Annotated in this window: 16 protein-coding genes; 11 read left to right on the top strand and 5 right to left on the bottom strand. The window is 60.7% G+C overall.

Going from position 1 to position 18,689, the window contains the following annotated elements; translation table 11 throughout:
• Positions 1-37: 37 nt before the first annotated feature.
• Positions 38-1,216: a M20 aminoacylase family protein gene (locus ACWHXD_RS07800; protein WP_138763620.1), complete on the bottom strand. Its 1,179-nt coding sequence runs from the start codon at positions 1,214-1,216 to the stop codon at positions 38-40.
• 443 nt (positions 1,217-1,659) lie between these two features.
• On the opposite strand from ACWHXD_RS07800, the gene ACWHXD_RS07795 reads away from it, so the two are divergent.
• Positions 1,660-3,081, top strand: a complete 1,422-nt coding sequence (locus ACWHXD_RS07795; protein WP_138763619.1) for a PAAR domain-containing protein — start codon at positions 1,660-1,662, stop codon at positions 3,079-3,081.
• Complete coding sequence (locus tag ACWHXD_RS07790; protein ID WP_138763618.1) at positions 3,078-3,467, top strand: hypothetical protein; 390 nt, start codon at positions 3,078-3,080, stop codon at positions 3,465-3,467. The genes ACWHXD_RS07795 and ACWHXD_RS07790 overlap by 4 nt, the downstream gene beginning before the upstream one ends.
• Positions 3,468-3,658: 191 nt before the next feature.
• Here ACWHXD_RS07790 and ACWHXD_RS07785 read toward each other — a convergent pair whose 3' ends face one another.
• On the bottom strand, positions 3,659-3,973 hold the full coding sequence (locus ACWHXD_RS07785) for an amidase (protein ID WP_098952497.1): 315 nt from the start codon (positions 3,971-3,973) through the stop codon (positions 3,659-3,661).
• Positions 3,970-5,043, bottom strand: coding sequence for a serine hydrolase domain-containing protein (locus tag ACWHXD_RS07780; protein ID WP_138763617.1), 1,074 nt, complete (start codon positions 5,041-5,043; stop codon positions 3,970-3,972). Before ACWHXD_RS07780 ends, ACWHXD_RS07785 begins: the two co-directional genes overlap by 4 nt.
• 184 nt (positions 5,044-5,227) lie before the next feature.
• Between ACWHXD_RS07780 and olsB the strand changes: the two genes are divergently transcribed.
• Complete coding sequence (gene olsB / locus ACWHXD_RS07775; RefSeq protein WP_003189352.1) at positions 5,228-5,983, top strand: L-ornithine N(alpha)-acyltransferase; 756 nt, start codon at positions 5,228-5,230, stop codon at positions 5,981-5,983.
• Positions 5,983-6,774: a lysophospholipid acyltransferase family protein gene (locus tag ACWHXD_RS07770; RefSeq protein WP_047710261.1), complete on the top strand. Its 792-nt coding sequence runs from the start codon at positions 5,983-5,985 to the stop codon at positions 6,772-6,774. Before olsB ends, ACWHXD_RS07770 begins: the two co-directional genes overlap by 1 nt.
• 120 nt (positions 6,775-6,894) lie before the next feature.
• On the opposite strand, the gene ACWHXD_RS07765 is transcribed toward ACWHXD_RS07770, so the two are convergent.
• On the bottom strand, positions 6,895-7,473 hold the full coding sequence (locus ACWHXD_RS07765) for an acyl carrier protein phosphodiesterase (RefSeq protein WP_032893105.1): 579 nt from the start codon (positions 7,471-7,473) through the stop codon (positions 6,895-6,897).
• A 155-nt stretch (positions 7,474-7,628) separates the two neighbouring features.
• Here ACWHXD_RS07765 and ACWHXD_RS07760 point away from each other — a divergent pair, with 155 nt between their 5' ends.
• The 3 genes from ACWHXD_RS07760 to ACWHXD_RS07750 are packed head-to-tail and all read left to right on the top strand — an operon-like array spanning position 7,629 to position 10,209.
• Positions 7,629-7,940: an ArsR/SmtB family transcription factor gene (locus ACWHXD_RS07760; protein WP_032893106.1), complete on the top strand. Its 312-nt coding sequence runs from the start codon at positions 7,629-7,631 to the stop codon at positions 7,938-7,940.
• An 18-nt stretch (positions 7,941-7,958) separates the two neighbouring features.
• The gene (locus ACWHXD_RS07755) at positions 7,959-9,125 is read left to right on the top strand and encodes an MFS transporter (RefSeq protein ID WP_032893107.1); all 1,167 of its coding nucleotides are present in this window, start codon (positions 7,959-7,961) and stop codon (positions 9,123-9,125) included.
• 28 nt (positions 9,126-9,153) lie between these two features.
• Positions 9,154-10,209, top strand: a complete 1,056-nt coding sequence (locus ACWHXD_RS07750; RefSeq protein ID WP_047710259.1) for an alkene reductase — start codon at positions 9,154-9,156, stop codon at positions 10,207-10,209.
• A 312-nt stretch (positions 10,210-10,521) separates the two neighbouring features.
• Here ACWHXD_RS07750 and ACWHXD_RS07745 read toward each other — a convergent pair whose 3' ends face one another.
• Positions 10,522-11,154, bottom strand: coding sequence for a TetR family transcriptional regulator (locus ACWHXD_RS07745; RefSeq protein WP_138763616.1), 633 nt, complete (start codon positions 11,152-11,154; stop codon positions 10,522-10,524).
• 265 nt (positions 11,155-11,419) lie between these two features.
• Between ACWHXD_RS07745 and ACWHXD_RS07740 the strand changes: the two genes are divergently transcribed.
• From ACWHXD_RS07740 to ACWHXD_RS07725, 4 genes are all read left to right on the top strand, one after another.
• Positions 11,420-12,568 carry an efflux RND transporter periplasmic adaptor subunit gene (locus ACWHXD_RS07740; protein ID WP_032893110.1) on the top strand — a complete coding sequence of 383 codons (1,149 nt, stop codon included), beginning with the start codon at positions 11,420-11,422 and terminating at the stop codon, positions 12,566-12,568.
• Between the two features lie 3 nt (positions 12,569-12,571).
• Complete coding sequence (locus tag ACWHXD_RS07735) at positions 12,572-15,733, top strand: efflux RND transporter permease subunit (protein ID WP_138763615.1); 3,162 nt, start codon at positions 12,572-12,574, stop codon at positions 15,731-15,733.
• Positions 15,730-17,187, top strand: coding sequence for an AdeC/AdeK/OprM family multidrug efflux complex outer membrane factor (adeC, locus tag ACWHXD_RS07730; RefSeq protein ID WP_003189337.1), 1,458 nt, complete (start codon positions 15,730-15,732; stop codon positions 17,185-17,187). Before ACWHXD_RS07735 ends, adeC begins: the two co-directional genes overlap by 4 nt.
• A gap of 182 nt (positions 17,188-17,369) precedes the next feature.
• Positions 17,370-18,620, top strand: a complete 1,251-nt coding sequence (locus ACWHXD_RS07725; RefSeq protein WP_138763386.1) for an OprD family porin — start codon at positions 17,370-17,372, stop codon at positions 18,618-18,620.
• The last annotated feature ends 69 nt before the right edge of the window (positions 18,621-18,689 follow it).

Here is an 18,689-nt window from a genome sequence, read left to right as displayed (position 1 = left end):
ATTTTCGCGAGCAAGCTCGCTCCTACAAGGGTTTGGGTTAGCCGGCTGGCTTCAGCCAGCTCTCGGCCAGCGCGCCCCAGTAGGCGGCGCCGGTCAGCAGGATGTCGTCGTTGAAGTCATAGGCGGGGTTGTGCACCATCGGCCGCGACACGCCGTTGCCGATAAACAGGTAACTGCCGGGGCAGCGTTGCAGCATCCAGGCGAAGTCTTCGCTGCCCATCAACGTGCGGGTGTTGCCATCCACGGCGTCGGCACCGAGCAAGGCCACGCCGACCTGGCGGGCGAATTCGGTTTCTTCGGCGTGGTTGACCAGTACCGGGTAGGCCGGGCGGTGTTCGATCTGCACGGTGCAGCCGAAGCTGGCGGCCTGGGTCTGGATGATTGCGTTGACCCGCTCCAGCATCTGTTCGCGTACCTTGGGGTTAAGTGCGCGCAGGCTCAGGCGCAGCAGGGCTTGCTGGGGAATCACGTTGGCGGCTTGCCCCGCTTGCAGGGCGCCGACCGTAACCACGGCGGCTTCCTGGGTGTCGATATTGCGCGCCACTACCGTCTGCAAGGCCATGACCATGCTGGCGGCCGCCACCAGCGGGTCCACGGTCAAATGCGGCATCGAGCCGTGGCCACCTACGCCTTCAAGCGTCACGGTAAGCAGATCCTGAGAGGCCATCATCGGCCCCACTCTCAAGCCCAGATGCCCCGCCGGCAAGCCTGGCATATTGTGCATGCCGAACAGCCCATCACAGGGAAAACGCGCCAGCAAACCGTCCGCCAACATCGCCTCGGCGCCGCCCTGGCCTTCTTCGGCGGGTTGGAAAATCAGGTTCAACGTGCCGTGAAATTGCCGCGTCGCCGCCAAGTAACGCGCAGCGCCGAGCAACATGGTGGTGTGGCCGTCATGGCCGCAGGCATGCATGCAACCGGCGTGCTGGCTGGTGTAGGCCGCGCCGGTATTTTCGATGATGGGCAAGGCGTCCATGTCGGCGCGAATCCCAAGCGTGCGCGTGCTGTTGCCATTGCGCAAAACACCGACCACACCGGTCCTGCCGATGCCGGTGTGCACCTCGTAACCCCACTCCTTGAGTGACTGTGCGACCAGCGCTGAGGTGCGGTTCTCTTCAAAGCCGAGTTCGGGGTGGGCGTGGATATCGTGACGCACAGCGTGCAAGTCGCTGGCAACGTCACTGAGCCAATCCAGGATGTGCTGGTGCGGGCGCATGGTGATTCTCCTCACAGGCGGGTGGTCCCGTTCTTGTTGGCGACACATCGACAGCTAAGCGCGATGTGCGCGTGAGGACAATCAAAGGTGGTTCCACTCTGTGGAACCTCAGGGTCGAGCTTTTTTCCGTGGACCCACACACATCCATAGGTGGGAGCTGGCTTGCCTGCGATGGCGGAGTGTCAGCCAAACATTTGTAACTGCCCCACCGCTACCGGGAGCAAGCTCCCTCGCCACAAGTGGCGCCGCAGACCTATCAGATTTATACGACGAAACTCACGGAATCGTCTGACTTTACCCTAAGTAAATCCCTCTCCAGAGTTTGGCTTGCTACGTGACTTTTCCTTACTCGTTTACCTCGATTAAAAGGCGCCACGCGTCAGTTTTCTTATCGAGACGAGCAGGAAAGCACGGCTAAAAAAACATGGATAAGAGGCGAAAAAATGAGCGTAGGTCATTTCATCTGTCAAGGTGACAAAACCAGTTGCGGCGGGGAAGTGCTGGGCGTAGATCAAACAACCCACATGAATGGCCGTCTTCGTGCCTGCGAAGGTGACCCAGTTACCTGCGGCAAGGATGGGCAAACGTACAAGATCATCGGCGGCATTTCCTTCATGGAGAGCAATGGCCGGCTTGTTGCCGGTACGGTGGATAGTTACAGCGGCTGTCCCTGTAAAGCCGAGCTGATTCCTTTGGCGTTATTCGGCGAGTACCATGGCAGAGGTGGCTCGGTCGTAAGCGCCAACAGACTGGCCGCTGAGCCGGTCCAGCCAGTAACCCACTGGGCAGCGTCCTCTCAACGCACCTCCACCTCGCCAAGTGAGTCGCCCCAATCCGCATTTGCCGCATTTAAAGCGCTCATAGGCGAAGAGCCGGGTTTTTACATCGTGCCCAAAAGCATGAGCCGCGAGGCGCTGGAAGCCACACTTTTTCCGACGCTCGACCCGGCTGTAATGCGCAAGTTTCAATCGCTGAATCCCAACACAGGGCCCGTCAAAGCCGGCTCGATGATCGTGCTCAGCGACCCGAACAACACCTCCTGCACCTATCAGGAAGCGCAACTGATGCAGGCGGCTCAACACGTCAGCGCATCACTGGATGAGCTGACGCCGGACGAGGCTGACTTTCTCTATCGCCACGGTGCCGAGATCGCTGGCTTTATCGGCCATACCTCAACCTGGCTCGGCGTCAGTGCGGTGGTGATGGAAACGCACATGAACAACCTACGCGACACCCTCCAAGCCATCGAGCGCCTGCATCAACAAAATTATCGTCAGCACGGTCACCTTAAATCGCCCCAGTTCTTCGCGGATCGACAGCGTCTTATGAACCAGCTGGATGCCCATCTGTTGAACTCCACTCGACTGCGCGGCCAAACCACCCTGGGCGACCACCCCAAGTTGAAAACAGCCCTCGGCATTTCCAGTCGCAGCTTGGTGCATCATTGGGACAAAGCCGGTACGCCAGGGCAGATTCCGGGTTATTCCGCCCACGTGGAAGCGACCAGCCGCGCTACCAGATACATGAAGGCGGGCGGTTACATCGCGATTGGGATTGGCGGAGTGTCTTCGCTGACGGCTATTGAGCAGGTGTGTAACGGCGAATCTGGACCAGCTTGCGAAAAGGTCAAGTTTACTGAAGGCGGAAAATTTGGGCTTTCAACTGCCCTCGGCGTTGCAGGTGGCGCGATGGCTAGTTCTGCCAGTGGTCCGATCTGCCTAGCGATTGGCGTAGCCACTGGAGGTATCGGAGGTGTTGTATGCATCGCAGCTATAGTAGGGACAGGCGCATGGATGGGTACGACTGTTGGTAGTATGACTGGCGAAGCTATCGGAGAAAAAATTTACGAAATGACTCAACCATGACCAGTATCGACACTTGGCCTCCCTGGGCTGCAATCATTGTTTTGGGGGCCCCAGGTCTGCTCTCAGTTGCCGGGATCGCTCATAGTTTGCACCTGAGCCACCGTCATCTGGACGCATTAAAGGACGCTTTGAAAAACAGTCGGTATATCTACCTCTGGGGAGATAGCCTGGGAAAACGGGGCTTGATTTGGTCACTCTTGGAAATATCAAAAATCGCGGGGATGGTCGTGTGGCCGAGGGCTTATGTTCTTACCGGTGATGTAAACCCTGCTGATATCGAAACATTTCCAGCTCGTCTGAAACGACGTCTGATCGTCAATATGACGCTGATGTTCACGTCATTCACATGGGGGGTAGTTGCCGCCATGCTTGTGAAGTTCAGGTAGCTCAAACGGGCCTCAGCAGAGGTCCGACATCAGCAAAAAACCAGCGCCATTGCGTCCCCGGATCTAACTGCCAGCGCATATCCCCTGTGGGAGCGGGCTTGCTCGCGAATGCGCAATACCAGCCAATACATGTGTTGACTGACCCACCGCATTCGCGAGCAAGCCCGCTCCCACAGGGGGTGATGGGGGTGTCAGGGAGTCAGGCGGCAGCCTTGGCGGTTGCCCATCCATCGCGCTGTATGCGTACGCCCCAACCCACTCGCCGTCACTTCACTGCGTTCCGGCTTATCGATAAACGCACTGATGGGCACGTACTGCTTCACATACCCGAGGCAATAGTCCGCCGGGTTGTTGGCCACGTACCGGCACGAGCAGTACTCCTTGGCGGTGTACGCCGCGATGATGTCGGGGAAGGCTTGCAGGTTGACGCGTTCATGCCAAACCCAGCCCAAGAGTGCGATAAACAACACCAGTAAAACGCTGATAAATGGATGACGACGGATCATGAGCGCACCGCCGCCAGCACGCGTTGGAGCAGTTCGTTATGCCGGTAACTGCCATCGCGATCATCGCCGTAGCGCACGATCACCAAGTGTTCGTCAGGCAACACAAACAGCGCCTGGCCCCAGTGCCCCAGCGCGGCGAAGGTGGTGGCCGGTGCGTCGGGCCAGGGTCGGGGGGCGCCGGTGTTGAGCCACCAATGGCCGCCCGGCACGGCTTCATCCTGGCCGGCTTTGTAGTGGTCGAAGGGCCTGCGGTTGAAGGCGACCCAGTCCTGGGGCAGCAGTTGCCGCTCGCCCCAGCGCCCATCTCGCGCCATCAGTAGCCCTACTCGTGCCAGATCGCGGGCCGTGAGGTAGGCATAGGATGACGCGACAAACGTCTCATCGGCATCGGTTTCCCAGGTTGCGTCGCGAATGCCCAGGGGCTGGAACAGCGCGTCCCACGGGTAGGTCATGTAGGCCTTGTGGCCGAGCATGCCCTTGAGCGCGGCGGACAGGATAGTGCTGTCGCCACTGGAATAACGGAAAGCCTGGCCAGGGGCGGCGACCGCATCGGTATCCGCTGCGAATTGCGCCATGTCGGTGTGGCCACGGGTGTAAAGCATCGCCACCACCGAAGATTTCAATGGGGCGTATTCGTAGTCTTCCTGCCAATCCAACCCCGAGGCCCAGTGCAGCAGGTCGGCCATGCTCACCTTGGGATGCTGCTTCATCGGCGGATAGAAACGTGCAGCGGGGTCGCTGAGTTTGAAGCGGCCTTGCCCATAGGCCACGCCCAGCACGGTAGCCATCAGGCTTTTGCTGACGGACCAGGTCAGGTGCGGCGTGCTCGCAGTGGTGGGCGCGGCGTAGCGTTCATAAATGATTTGGCCGTCACGAATGACCAGCAACGCATCGGTGCGAATACCGGTGCGGGTGGCATCGTCGCGGGGTGGGAAAGCGTAGGCGTCCAGGGCATCGACAGCGGGACCGGCGAGAAGCGTGCCCATGGCCCACTCCTTTTCAGGCCAGATTTCAGCGCGGGCATTCACGGTGACAAACAGCAGGGCAACGCACAACAGGCCTCGGACCATGGACGCGAACTCAAGGGGGCATTCAAGCCCGCGAGCCTAGCCCACGCCAGTGACAGATTTGCGACAAGGGGCCTGTCATCCAACCGTCACCGTAACTTCATGGAGCTGACACCGAGGCTACATAGCCTGACTTTGGACAACAAAGTCGACTGGCCGCAACCTGGCCGGCACCCGGAGACTCGCTATGACTCAGATCGCCCGCATCAGCGACAAAGGCAATGAACGCCGTCTGCAAGCCGAACGCCTGGTAGGCGCACAGGCATTGCAGGAAGCCCAGGCCCTGCGGTTCAACGTGTTCAGCGGCGAGTTCAACGCCAAGCTGAAGGGCGCGGAACTGGGTCTGGACATGGATGACTATGATGTTCACTGCAGCCATATCGGCGTGCGGGATTTGAACAGCGGCCGACTTGTCGCCACCACCCGTCTGCTCGACCACCAGGCGGCCAGCACCCTGGGCCGGTTCTACAGTGAAGAAGAATTCAGCCTGCATGGCCTGCTGCACTTGCAGGGCCCGATCCTGGAAATCGGCCGTACCTGCGTCGACCCGGCCTACCGCAACGGCGGCACCATCGCGGTGCTCTGGGGCGAGTTGGCCGAGGTGCTCAACCAGGGCGGCTACAGCTACCTGATGGGTTGCGCAAGCATCCCGATGCACGATGGCGGCATCCAGGCCCACGCGATCATGCAGCGCTTGCGCGAGCGCTACCTGTGCAACGAACACCTGCGCGCCGAACCAAAAAAACCGCTGCCGGCCCTGGACCTGCCGTCCAACGTCATCGCCGAAATGCCGCCGCTGCTCAAGGCCTACATGCGCCTGGGCGCGAAGATCTGCGGCGAGCCGTGCTGGGATGAAGACTTCCAGGTGGCCGACGTGTTTATCCTGCTCAAGCGCGACGAGTTGTGCCCGCGTTATGCGCGCCACTTCAAGGCGGCCATGTGATGAACCGCCTGCGCATTTACGGGCGCATCGCCCGCGTGTTGTTGGTGGTGGCGCTGGGGTTGAGCATGGCCAGTGTGTTTGGCCTGTTCGAGCGCCTGGGGGTGGCTAACTCGATGGTGCGGCGCCAGCGTTGGTCGCGCTTTTTTATGGCGCGACTGACCAACGCCCTGCCCTTTCGCGTGACGGTGCACGGCGAGTTGCCGCAAACGCCGATGCTGTGGGTGAGCAATCACGTGTCCTGGACGGATATCCCGTTGCTGGGCATGGTGGCGCCGATGTCGTTTTTGTCCAAGGCCGAGGTGCGTACCTGGCCGGTGGCGGGCTGGTTGGCGGCCAAGGCGGGCAGCCTGTTTATTCGTCGCGGTTCAGGTGACAGCCAGTTGATCCGCAAGCAGATGACCCGTCATCTGGAGCAACAGCATCCCTTGCTGATGTTCCCTGAAGGCACCACCACCGACGGGCGCGGCCTGCGCACGTTTCATGGGCGCTTGCTGGCCAGCGCGATCGATGCGGATGTGTCACTGCAGCCGGTAGCGATTCGGTATCTGCGCGACGGCCAAGTCGACCCGCTGGCGCCCTTTATTGGCGATGATGATTTGCTCTCGCACCTGATGCGCTTGTTTTCCAATGACCGCGGCGATGTGGAGATTCATGTGCTCAAGCCGATTGCCTGCGCCGGGCAGGAACGTGCGGCGTTGGCGTATCAGGCGCAGCAGGCGGTGCAGAAGGCGTTGTTCGGGCCGGTGCCGGAGACTGAGCAAGTGGCTGCTCGGCCAGCATTCGCCGCCTGAAGCAATGTGAACACCCTCTAAAATGTGGGAGCTGGCTTGCCTGCGATGGCGGTGGGTCAGCCACAGCATTCTCAACAGGTAGGCCGCTATCGCAGGCAAGCCAGCTCCCACATTCAGATCTCATGTAGTCAGTTGAGATTGTGCAAACTTCTGCAACTCTGGGTAGAACAGTCGAAAGTCCTCACTCAGCGGCTCATACAAAACCCGCAACTCCTGCATCGCATACCCTAACTCTTCAGGCTGTGTCAGCCGCCGCGAAATCCCCCGCAGCACCTGGTCCATCACCGCAAACTCGCGGTACGAGCCCAACCAATCATCGGCTGCCATATAGGGTGCGATCTGCGCCAGCCGCCCCGGCAACGCGGGTTCGGCCGCCAACACCCGATACACCTGGGACGTAAAACGCTCCAGGGGCTGGTCGGCATACAGCGCCCAATCGCGCGCCAGGCAATGGTCAAAAAACACATCGAGGACGATGCCGGCATAGCGCCTGCGGGTCTGGCTGAAACGCGACAACGCCTCCCCCACCAAGGGGTGGCTGTCGGTGAACCGGTCGATGGAGCGATGCAGCTGGATCGCCGCTTCGATTTGCGGGCTGAACTGGCCCTGCAGGCGGCCTTTGACGAAGTCGCCATAGAGGCTGCCCAGCAATTGCCCAGGAAGTTGGCCGCCCAGGTGCAGATGTGCGAGATAATTCATGCCGCGCAGTCTACCACTGCCACCAACATATCGTTATAACCCGATATACCGATTCGCTTTGACCTCAGATCAAAATCATATTGGTATATCGGGATATGACGATTTAAAGTTCGCCTCATCGCGATATAACGCTTTACGACACCGAGCACCCTGCCATGTCCATCGACCTCGACGAAATAATAAAAGCCCTGGCGCACCCAGTACGACGAGACATCCTCACCTGGCTCAAAGACCCGAAAGTGCAGTTCCCCGAGCAGTTGCACAACCACGAATACGGCATCTGCGCCGGGCAGATCGACCAGCGCTGCGGCTTGTCCCAGTCGACCGTGTCGGCCCACCTGGCCACCTTGCAACGGGCGGGGTTGATCAGCAGCCAGAAGGCCGGGCAGTGGCACTTTTTCAAGCGCAATGAGGAAGTGGTCCAAGCCTTTCTCGCTGCGCTCATTACCGAACTCAGCGCACCGTAATCACCAAGGACACGCCCCATGCCCCTCTCGCTACTCATACTGGCCCTGAGCGCCTTCGCCATCGGCACCACCGAGTTCGTCATCATGGGCTTGCTGCCCGATGTGGCGGCGGACCTGGGTGTGTCAATTCCCGGCGCCGGCTGGCTGGTGACCGGCTACGCCCTGGGCGTGGCCATCGGCGCACCGTTCATGGCACTGGCTACCGCCAAGCTGCCACGCAAGGCGGCGCTGGTAGCGTTGATGGGTGTTTTCATTATCGGCAACCTGCTCTGTGCCCTGGCAAGCGACTACAACGTGCTGATGTTTGCCCGTGTGGTCACGGCGTTGTGCCACGGTGCCTTCTTCGGGATTGGTTCAGTGGTGGCGGCCAACCTGGTGCCGGCCAACAAACGTGCGTCGGCGGTGGCGCTGATGTTCACCGGGTTGACCCTGGCCAACGTGCTGGGCGTGCCCCTGGGTACGGCGCTGGGCCAGGAAGCCGGCTGGCGCTCGACCTTCTGGGCCGTGACCGTGATTGGCGTGATTGCCTTGATCGGCCTTATTCGCTTCTTGCCCGCCAAGCGTGACGAAGAAAAACTCGACATGCGCGCCGAACTGGCCGCCCTCAAGGGTGCCGGTATCTGGCTGTCGCTGAGCATGACTGCGCTGTTTGCCGCGTCCATGTTCACCCTCTTTACCTATGTCGCACCGCTGCTCGGCGATGTCACCGGCGTATCGCCCAAAGGCGTGACCTGGACCCTGTTGCTGATCGGCCTGGGCCTCACCGTGGGCAACATCATCGGCGGCAAACTGGCAGATAAGCGCCTGGCGGCCACCTTAATCGGCGTGTTCATCAGCATGGCGGTGGTGTCCACGCTGCTGAGCTGGACCAGCGTTGCGGTGATCCCAACCGAGATCACCCTGTTCCTGTGGGCCACCGCCTCGTTCGCCGCAGTGCCGGCGCTGCAAATCAACGTGGTGACCTTCGGCAAGGCCGCGCCGAACCTGGTATCCACCTTGAACATCGGCGCCTTCAACATTGGCAACGCCCTCGGCGCCTGGGTCGGCGGCAGCGTGATTGCCCACGGCTTCGGCCTGACCAGCGTGCCGCTGGCGGCCGCCGCACTGGCGATTCTCGCGCTGCTGGTGACCCTGATCACTTTCCGTCAGGGCGGCAATGCCGACCTGGCCCCCGCGACCCACTGATCAACTTAAAAGAGAAGGTGTTTTTTCCATGACGACTATTTTCGATCCGATCACACTGGGCGACGTGCAGCTGTCGAACCGCATCATCATGGCGCCGCTGACCCGCTGCCGCGCGGATGCCGGGCGCGTGCCCAATGCGCTGATGGCCGAGTACTACGTGCAACGCGCCTCCGCGGGGCTGATCCTCAGCGAAGCCACTTCCGTGACGCCCATGGGCGTGGGCTACCCAGACACCCCCGGTATCTGGTCCAACGATCAGGTGCGCGGCTGGGCCAACATCACCAAGGCCGTGCATGGTGCGGGCGGCAAGATCTTCCTGCAGTTGTGGCATGTTGGCCGCATCTCCCACGAGTCCTACCTGGACGGCGAAACCCCGGTGGCCCCGAGTGCAGTCCAGGCTAAAGGCCACGTCAGCCTGGTTCGCCCGCTGGCCGACTACCCTACCCCGCGCGCCCTGGAAACCGCTGAAATCGCCGACATCGTCGACGCTTACCGCACCGGCGCCGAGAACGCCAAGGCCGCCGGTTTCGACGGCGTGGAAATCCACGGCGCCAACGGCTACCTGCTCGACCAGTTCCTGCAAAGCAGCACCAACCAGCGCACCGACCAGTACGGTGGCTCCCTGGAAAACCGTGCGCGCCTGTTGCTGGAAGTCACCGACGCCGCCATCGAAGTCTGGGGCGCCGGCCGCGTGGGCGTGCATCTGGCACCGCGTGCTGATGCGCATGACATGGGCGACGACAACCTCGCTGAAACCTTCACCTACGTCGCCAGCGAACTGGGCAAGCGCGGCATCGCCTTTATCTGCTCGCGCGAAAAAGAAGGCGCGGACAGCCTGGGCCCACAGTTGAAAAAAGCCTTCGGCGGTGCGTACATCGCCAACGAACGTTTCACCAAAGACAGCGCCAATGCCTGGCTGGCGGCGGGCAAGGCGGATGCGGTGGCCTTTGGTATTCCCTTCATCGCCAACCCAGACCTGCCGGCGCGACTGAAGGCCGATGCGCCGTTGAACGAGCCGCACCCGGAAACCTTCTATGGCAAAGGCCCGGTGGGTTACATCGACTACCCGACGCTGCCGATCTAACGTAACCCGCAAACCCAATACTGTAGGAGCGAGCTTGCTCGCGAAAAACTAACAGGCGCCGCGTTCACTCAGGAAGCACGCGTTATCGTTAACGTTTTTCGCGAGCAAGCTCGCTCCTACAGTGTCAGGGGTAGCCTCTTGGAAACATCGCTTCACAGAACCGCAACAATATCGCTACAAAATACTTAGCCGGCTACCTATCAACCGCCCGCCATGCCGTATATAAAGTCACCCCACAAATCAGGCAGAAGGACGATTGACCGTCTTTAGGCTTTACTGTTGACACAACGGGTTGCAATTACGCATTTTGTTTCAATTGCGCAGGCTGGGGCTCAGGCGCAGCATGTCCAGCCCTATATCAGCCCAGCGCTCGGCGTCCTGGTGCAGTTCAAAGCTATCGGGGACCAGCAGCCACTGGCCGATCAAACCGTGGATAAAGGCATGCAAGCAGACAGCCCCACGGGTGGTGTCGAGATTTTCAGGCAGTTGCCCGCGATTGACCGCGTTACGCAACGTCAGGCTGATACGCAGGTTGCATTCCAGGCTGTGGGTCTGGCGCTGGCGGCGCATGTCGCACATTTCGTCGGTGAACTCGCACTTATGAAACAGAATCTCGTTGATGCGCCGGGTTTTCGGGTCCAGGGCCACTTCATGGTAGAGATGAATCAGCAGCTTGCGCATACAGCCCAGCGGGTCGACTTCATCCTCGCTTTCACTTGCCCGGGCCAATTCGTCCAGGGGTTCGTGCAGCGTGTCGAGCAAGGCCTGGAGCAAATCGGACTTATTGCTGAAATGCCAATAGATAGCCCCACGCGTGACGCCCGCCAACGCGGCGATGTCCGCCAGGGTGGTGCGCGCCACACCACGCTCATAAAAGGCTTGCTCGGCGGCTTGGAGAATCTGGCTGCGCGTTTCCTGAGCTTCCTCTTTGGTGCGACGAACCATGGCAGTAAAACCTCAATCAGGACACTGTGGATGGTACTTGACCACCATCTGAATAATTGTGGGACGACGCCGTCATGGGCGCCGAACGTACTAGAATCGAGGCTTGCGGCGGTGCTTTGTCAGCATTGCGCGAAGCCTGTCAAGAGTTTACAAACAACCATGAACGTAAGTATATTGCGTAGCAAGCTACTTATCCACTCACGGCTTGTTTTTTACCCTTCCACACTTCTTGTGCGCACTCTGCGCGCCTGACCCGAGGATCTTCATGCAACTTAAGCCAGCTGTTACCGCTCTGGTCACTGCCGTCGCCCTGGCATCGCTGCTCAGCGGATGTAAAAAGGAAGAAGCGGCACCGCCCGCTCAAACCCCTCAGGTCGGCGTGGTCACCATTCAACCGCAAGCCTATACCCTGACCACCGAGCTGCCAGGCCGCACCACGGCCTTCCGCATTGCGGAAGTTCGGCCGCAGGTCAACGGCATCATTCTCAAGCGCCTGTTCAAGGAAGGCGCCGACGTGAAGGAAGGGCAACAGCTCTACCAGATCGACCCGTCGGTGTATGAGGCCACGCTCAAAAGCGCGCAAGCCAGCCTGACCCAGACCAAGTCCATCACCGATCGCTACAAGCAATTGGTCGATGAGCAAGCCGTCAGCCGCCAGGAATACGACACCGCCGTTGCCAACCGCATGACGGCCGAGGCAAACGTTCAAACCGCCCAGATCAACGTGCGCTACACCAAGGTGTACGCGCCGATCTCCGGGCGTATCGGCCGTTCTGCGGTGACCGAAGGCGCACTGGTCAGCAACGGCCAGGCCGACGCCATGGCGGTGATCCAGCAACTGGACCCGATCTACGTCGACGTCACGCAATCTTCGGCTGAAATGCTCAAGCTGCGCCGCGACCTGGCCAGTGGCCAACTGGAAAAAGCCGGCGACAACGCTGCCAAGGTCAAGCTGACCCTGGAAGACGGCACGGCCTACGCCCAGGACGGCAAGCTCGAATTCTCCGAAGTGTCGGTCGACCAGACCACCGGTTCCGTGACCCTGCGTGCCGTGTTCCCCAACCCTGACCACGTGCTGCTGCCGGGCATGTTCGTGCACGCCCAGTTGCTGGCCGGTGTGAACAGCAAGGCCATCCTGGCTCCGCAGCAAGGCGTGACCCGTGACCTGCGCGGCATTCCGACGGCGCTGATCGTGAACAAGGACAACAAGGTCGAGCAACGCGAACTGGTTGCCAACCGTACCGCCGGTGCCTACTGGCTGGTGGAAAAAGGCCTCAATGCCGGTGATCGCGTCATCACCGAAGGCTTGCAGTACGTCAAGCCGGGCGCCGAGGTGAAGGTCACGGAAGCCTCCAACGCCAAACCCGCCGGTACCGCTGCTGCGCCTGCTGCCGCTGCTGGTCAAGGGGAGTAATCCATGTCGAAATTTTTTATCGACCGTCCCATTTTCGCCTGGGTAATTGCCCTGGTGATCATGCTGGTCGGGGCACTCTCGATCCTGAAGTTGCCCATCAACCAATACCCGGCCATTGCGCCAACGGCCATTGATATCCAGGTGACCTACCCAGGCGCGTCCGCACAAACCGTGCAGGACACCGTGGTGCAGGTCATCGAGCAACAGCTCAACGGTATCGACAACCTGCGTTATGTCTCCTCGGACAGTAACTCCGACGGCAGCATGACCATCACCGTGACGTTCAACCAGGGTACCAACCCGGATATCGCCCAGGTTCAGGTACAGAACAAGCTGAACCTGGCCACCCCACTGCTGCCGCAAGAAGTGCAGCAACAGGGTATCCGTGTGACCAAGTCGGTGAAGAACTTCCTGATGGTGATCGGTCTGGTGTCGGAAGACGGCAGCATGACCAAGGACGACCTCTCCAACTACATCGTGTCCAACATCCAGGACCCGATCTCCCGTACTGCGGGGGTGGGTGACTTCCAGGTGTTCGGTTCGCAGTACGCCATGCGTATCTGGCTCGACCCGGCCAAGCTGAACAACTACCAGCTCACGCCAGTGGACGTCAGCAATGCCATCAAGGCCCAGAACGTACAGGTGGCCACCGGCCAATTGGGCGGCCTGCCTGCCCTGCCAGGCACCCAGCTGAACGCCACGATCATCGGCAAGACGCGCCTGCAAAGCACCGAGGAATTCGCCAAGATCCTGATGAAGGTGAACACCGACGGCTCCCAGGTTCGCCTGGGTGACGTCGCGCGTATCGAACTGGGCGGCCAGAACTACAGCATCAGTGCACAGTTCAACGGCAAGCCGGCTTCGGGTATGGCGATCAAGCTGGCGGCCGGTGCCAACGCACTGGACACTGGCAAGGCCATCCGCGAAACAGTCAAGTCCCTGGAGCCGTTCTTCCCGCCTGGCATGAAGGCGGTGGTGCCCTATGACACCACCCCGGTGGTGACCGAATCGATCTCCGGTGTGGTTCACACCCTGGTCGAAGCGATCGTGCTGGTGTTCCTGGTGATGTTCCTGTTCTTGCAGAACTTCCGCGCCACCATCATCACCACCATGACCGTACCGGTGGTATTGCTGGGTACCTTCGGGATCCTGGCGGCGTGCGGCTTCACCATCAACACCCTGACCATGTTCGGCATGATCCTGGCCATCGGCTTGCTGGTGGACGATGCCATCGTCGTGGTGGAAAACGTCGAACGGGTAATGGCCGAGGAGCACCTGTCACCCAAGGAAGCAACGATCAAGTCCATGGGCCAGATCCAGGGCGCCCTGGTGGGTATTGCCCTGGTACTCTCGGCGGTACTGCTGCCGATGGCGTTCTTCGGCGGTTCCACCGGTGTGATCTACCGGCAGTTCTCCATCACCATTGTTTCGGCGATGGCATTGTCGGTACTCGTAGCCCTGATCTTTACCCCGGCCTTGTGCGCCACCATGCTCAAGCCGATTGATCCGGAAAAACACGGCCAACCCAAGCGCGGCTTCTTCGGCTGGTTCAACCGCACCTTCGACCGTGGCGTACTCAAGTACGAGCGCGGCGTGGGCGGCATGATCAAACACAAGATCCCGGCGTTCCTGGTGTATGCGCTGATCCTGGTCGGCATGATCTGGATGTTCACCCGTATTCCAAGCGCGTTCCTGCCTGAGGAAGACCAGGGTGTGATCTTCGCCCAGGTGCAGACACCGGTCGGCGCTTCGGCTGAACGTACGCAAAAAGTCGTCGACGACATGCGCGCCTTCCTGCTGAACGACAAGGAAGGCGAGCCAGGCGAAGGCAAGGCGGTGAAGTCGGTGTTTACCGTGAACGGCTTCAACTTTGCTGGCCGTGGCCAGAGCTCGGGTCTCGCGTTCGTGATGCTCAAGCCGTGGGATGAGCGTGACTCGACCCAATCGGTGTTCGAAGTGGCCAAGCGTGCCCAGGGTTACTTCTTCGGGGCCTTCAAGGACGCCATGGTATTTGCCATCGTGCCGCCTTCGGTACTGGAGCTGGGTAACGCCACCGGTTTTGACGTGTTCCTGCAAGACCAGGGTGGCGTCGGCCACGACAAGCTGATGGCTGCACGTAACCAGTTCCTGGGCGCGGCGGCACAAAGCAAGGTGCTGGCCGGCGTACGTCCTAACGGCGTGAACGATGAGCCGCAGTACGAGCTGACAGTTGACGACGAGAAGGCCAGTGCCCAGGGCATCAGCCTCGCCGATATCCAGCAGACCCTGGCCATTGCCTTGGGTGGTAGCTACATCAACGACTTCATCGACCGTGGTCGCGTGAAGAAGGTGTATGTACAAGGTGACGCCGCCAGCCGCATGTCGCCCGAAGACCTGGACAAATGGTTCGTGCGCAGCAACGACGGGAAGATGGTGCCGCTGTCGGCTATCTCGTCGGGCCAGTGGATCTACGGTTCGCCCAAGCTTTCGCGATACAACGGTGTAGCGGCGATGGAAATCCTCGGTACCCCGGCACCGGGCTACAGTACCGGTGATGCGATGGCCGAAGTCGAACGCATTGCCAAAGAGCTGCCGGCCGGTGTCGGTTACGCCTGGACAGGCCTGTCGTACGAAGAACGCCTTTCCGGTTCCCAGGCGCCAGCGCTGTACGCGTTGTCGCTGCTGGTCGTGTTCCTGTGCCTGGCAGCACTGTACGAAAGCTGGTCGATCCCGATCGCGGTGATTCTGGTTGTGCCACTGGGTGTGATCGGTGCACTGATCGCCACCAGCATGCGCGGCTTGTCCAACGACGTGTTCTTCCAGGTGGGCCTGTTGGTGACGGTGGGCCTGGCGGCGAAAAACGCCATTCTCATCGTGGAATTCGCCAAGGAACTGCATGAGCAAGGCAAAGGCATCGTCGAGGCGGCTATCGAAGCGTCCCGCATGCGTCTGCGCCCGATCATCATGACCTCGTTGGCGTTCATGCTCGGCGTACTGCCGCTGGCAATCTCCACCGGCGCCGGCTCAGGCAGCCAGCACGCAATCGGTACCGGCGTTATCGGCGGTATGATCACGGCCACTGTGCTGGCGATCTTCTGGGTGCCACTGTTCTACGCAACGGTATCCGCTGCTGGCGAACGCAAAAAGAAAGACACTACTGAAACTCCTAAAGAGGCTGGCCAATGAGCAAGTCGCTACTTTCCCTAGCCGTCACCGCATTCGTGCTCAGTGGCTGCTCGCTGATACCTGACTATCAGCGTCCCGAAGCGCCGGTGGCCGCGCAGTTCCCGCAGGGGCCGGCGTATTCGTCGGCCCAGGCGCCGAGCCAGGCCGCTGCCGAGCAAGGCTGGAAGCAGTTTTTCCATGACCCTGCCCTGCAACAACTGATCCAGACCGCGTTGGTGAACAACCGTGACCTGCGTGTCGCGGCGCTGAACATCGACGCCTATGCAGCGCAATACCAGATCCAGCGTGCCGACCTGTTCCCGGCGGTATCGGCCACCGGTAACGGCAGCCGTTCGCGCACCCCGGCCAAGCTGTCGCAGACCGGCGAATCGACCATCGCCAGCCAGTACTCGGCGGGCCTTGGCATCAGTTCGTATGAGCTGGACCTGTTCGGCCGCGTGCGCAGCCTCAGTGAAGAAGCGCTGCAAAAGTACTTCGCCACTGAAGAAGCGCGCCGCAGCACCCAAATCAGCCTGGTGGCCAGCGTGGCGAATGCCTACCTGACCTGGCAGGCCGACAAGGAACTGCTCAAGCTGACCCAGGACACCCTGGCCGCATTCGAGCAGAGCTACAAGCTCACCTCGCGCAGCAATGAAGTCGGCGTGGCCTCGGCCCTCGACCTCAGCCAGGCGCGCACCTCGGTGGAAAACGCCCGTGTGCAACTGGCCCGTTACACCCGCCAGGTGGCACAGGACGAAAACAGCCTGACCCTGTTGTTGGGCACCGGCCTGCCAGCGAATATCGCCAGCAAGCCGCTGTCCGATGACCTGCTCAGCGAAGTGCCGGCCGGGTTGCCATCGGACCTGCTGCAACGTCGTCCCGACATTGTGCAGGCCGAGTACAACCTCAAGGCGGCCAACGCCAATATCGGCGCGGCCCGTGCGGCGTTCTTCCCGAGCATCAGCCTGACCGCCAGCGCCGGTACCGCCAGCCCTACCCTGGGCGGCCTGTTCAAAGGTGGTTCGGGTACCTGGGCGTTTGCCCCGCAGATCAACATCCCGATCTTCAACGCCGGTAGCCTGCGCGCAAGCCTGGACTACTCGAAGATCCAGAAAGAGATCAACGTGGCCAACTACGAGAAGGCCATCCAGACCGGCTTCCAGGAAGTCTCCGACGGCCTCGCCGCGCGTGCGACCTACAAGCAGCAACTGGATGCCCAGCGCGGCTTCGTCGAGGCTAACCAGGATTACTACCGCCTGGCCGAGCGTCGCTACCGCATTGGTGTCGACAGCAACCTGACCTTCCTCGACGCCCAGCGCCAACTGTTCAGTGCCCAGCAATCGCTGATCACCGACCGCCTGGCGCAGCTCACCAGCGAGGTCAACCTGTACAAGGCCCTCGGCGGTGGCTGGAACGAGCAGACCGCGAAGAACGAGCCGTTGAAAGAACAAGCACCGCCGTTGAAGTTGTTCTGATAGCGCGGGTGTGAAAAAACCGCTTCCCTTACCGGAAGCGGTTTTTTTATGCCTGCGTTATTGCCCTCACAAGTTACGTTCGATCATCGCCCACAACCCGCCCTCCCCCACTTTCATCGCCCCCGCACCGCCGCGCACCATGGCCGTCACCTGCATAAACCCAATAACAACAGGTCCACACCATGAGCACTTTCCAACCGCGCCAGCTGCTGCTGGCGGCTGCTGTCGCCAGTTCTGCCCTGCCCGTTTTCGCCCAGGAGCACGGCTTTCTCGAAGACGCCAGCGCCAACCTCAACCTGCGTAACTTCTTCTTCAACCGCAACTTCACCAACCCGACCAAAGCCCAGGGTGGCGCGCAGGAGTGGACGCAAAGTTTCATCCTCGACGCCAAGTCCGGTTTCACCCAAGGCACAGTCGGTTTTGGTGTGGACGTGCTGGGTTTGTACTCGCTCAAGCTCGATGGCGGCCGTGGCACGGGCGGCACGCAGTTGCTGCCGCTGGACCATGACGGCCGGCCAGCCGATGAATTCGGCCGGCTGGGCGTGGCATTCAAGGCGCGCTTTTCCAAGACCGAGTTGAAGGTGGGCGAATGGATGCCGGTGCTGCCGATCCTGCGTTCCGATGACGGCCGCTCCCTGCCGCAAACCCTGCGTGGCGGACAGATCACCTCCAAGGAAATCGACGGCCTGACCCTGTATGGCGGCCAGTTCCGCGCCAACAGCCCGCGGGACGACGGCAGCATGAGCGACATGTCGATGTTCGGTAAAACCGCCTTCACTTCCGACCGCTTCAACTTCCAGGGCGCTGAATATGCCTTCAACGACAAACGCACCCAAATCGGCGTGTGGAATGCCCAGCTCAAGGACATCTACAGCCAGCAGTTCGTCAACCTGATCCACAGCCAGCCTGTGGGCGACTGGACCCTGGGCGCCAACCTGGGCTTTTTCTACGGCAAGGACGACGGCAGTGCCCGCGCCGGCGACCTGGACAACAAAACCTGGTCCGGCCTGTTTTCGGCCAGGTACGGTGGCAACACCTTCTACGTCGGCCTGCAAAAACTCACCGGCGACAGCGCCTGGATGCGCGTCAACGGCACCAGCGGCGGCACCCTGGCCAACGACAGCTACAACTCCAGCTACGACAACGCACAGGAAAAATCCTGGCAGGTTCGCCACGACTACAACTTCGCCGCCCTCGGCGTACCGGGCCTGACGTTGATGAACCGCTATATCAGCGGCAGCAACGTGCACACCGGCACTATCACCGACGGCAAGGAGTGGGGCCGCGAGACCGAAGTGGGCTACACAGTGCAGAGCGGCACGCTGAAAAACCTCAACGTGCGCTGGCGCAATTCGAGCATGCGCAGGGACTACAGCAGCAACGAGTTCGATGAGAACCGGTTGATCGTCAGCTATCCGATCAGTCTGCTGTAACCCGGTATAGCACTTACTGTATGGTGCGCGCCTGCCGCTGCTGATCCCCCCAGCAGCGGCCTTTACTCG

The organism is Pseudomonas fjordensis, from assembly GCF_976987115.1.
This window is presented reverse-complemented; position numbering and strand designations above follow the sequence as displayed.

Bases quoted from the DNA above. Each gene is read 5' to 3' on its own strand.
- ACWHXD_RS07800 (WP_138763620.1), bottom strand. From the start codon at position 1,216: ATGCGCCCGCACCAGCACATCCTGGATTGGCTCAGTGACGTTGCCAGC.
- ACWHXD_RS07795 (WP_138763619.1), top strand. From the start codon at position 1,660: ATGAGCGTAGGTCATTTCATCTGTCAAGGTGACAAAACCAGTTGCGGC.
- ACWHXD_RS07790 (WP_138763618.1), top strand. From the start codon at position 3,078: ATGACCAGTATCGACACTTGGCCTCCCTGGGCTGCAATCATTGTTTTG.
- ACWHXD_RS07785 (WP_098952497.1), bottom strand. From the start codon at position 3,973: ATGATCCGTCGTCATCCATTTATCAGCGTTTTACTGGTGTTGTTTATC.
- ACWHXD_RS07780 (WP_138763617.1), bottom strand. From the start codon at position 5,043: ATGGTCCGAGGCCTGTTGTGCGTTGCCCTGCTGTTTGTCACCGTGAAT.
- olsB (WP_003189352.1), top strand. From the start codon at position 5,228: ATGACTCAGATCGCCCGCATCAGCGACAAAGGCAATGAACGCCGTCTG.
- ACWHXD_RS07770 (WP_047710261.1), top strand. From the start codon at position 5,983: ATGAACCGCCTGCGCATTTACGGGCGCATCGCCCGCGTGTTGTTGGTG.
- ACWHXD_RS07765 (WP_032893105.1), bottom strand. From the start codon at position 7,473: ATGAATTATCTCGCACATCTGCACCTGGGCGGCCAACTTCCTGGGCAA.
- ACWHXD_RS07760 (WP_032893106.1), top strand. From the start codon at position 7,629: ATGTCCATCGACCTCGACGAAATAATAAAAGCCCTGGCGCACCCAGTA.
- ACWHXD_RS07755 (WP_032893107.1), top strand. From the start codon at position 7,959: ATGCCCCTCTCGCTACTCATACTGGCCCTGAGCGCCTTCGCCATCGGC.
- ACWHXD_RS07750 (WP_047710259.1), top strand. From the start codon at position 9,154: ATGACGACTATTTTCGATCCGATCACACTGGGCGACGTGCAGCTGTCG.
- ACWHXD_RS07745 (WP_138763616.1), bottom strand. From the start codon at position 11,154: ATGGTTCGTCGCACCAAAGAGGAAGCTCAGGAAACGCGCAGCCAGATT.
- ACWHXD_RS07740 (WP_032893110.1), top strand. From the start codon at position 11,420: ATGCAACTTAAGCCAGCTGTTACCGCTCTGGTCACTGCCGTCGCCCTG.
- ACWHXD_RS07735 (WP_138763615.1), top strand. From the start codon at position 12,572: ATGTCGAAATTTTTTATCGACCGTCCCATTTTCGCCTGGGTAATTGCC.
- adeC (WP_003189337.1), top strand. From the start codon at position 15,730: ATGAGCAAGTCGCTACTTTCCCTAGCCGTCACCGCATTCGTGCTCAGT.
- ACWHXD_RS07725 (WP_138763386.1), top strand. From the start codon at position 17,370: ATGAGCACTTTCCAACCGCGCCAGCTGCTGCTGGCGGCTGCTGTCGCC.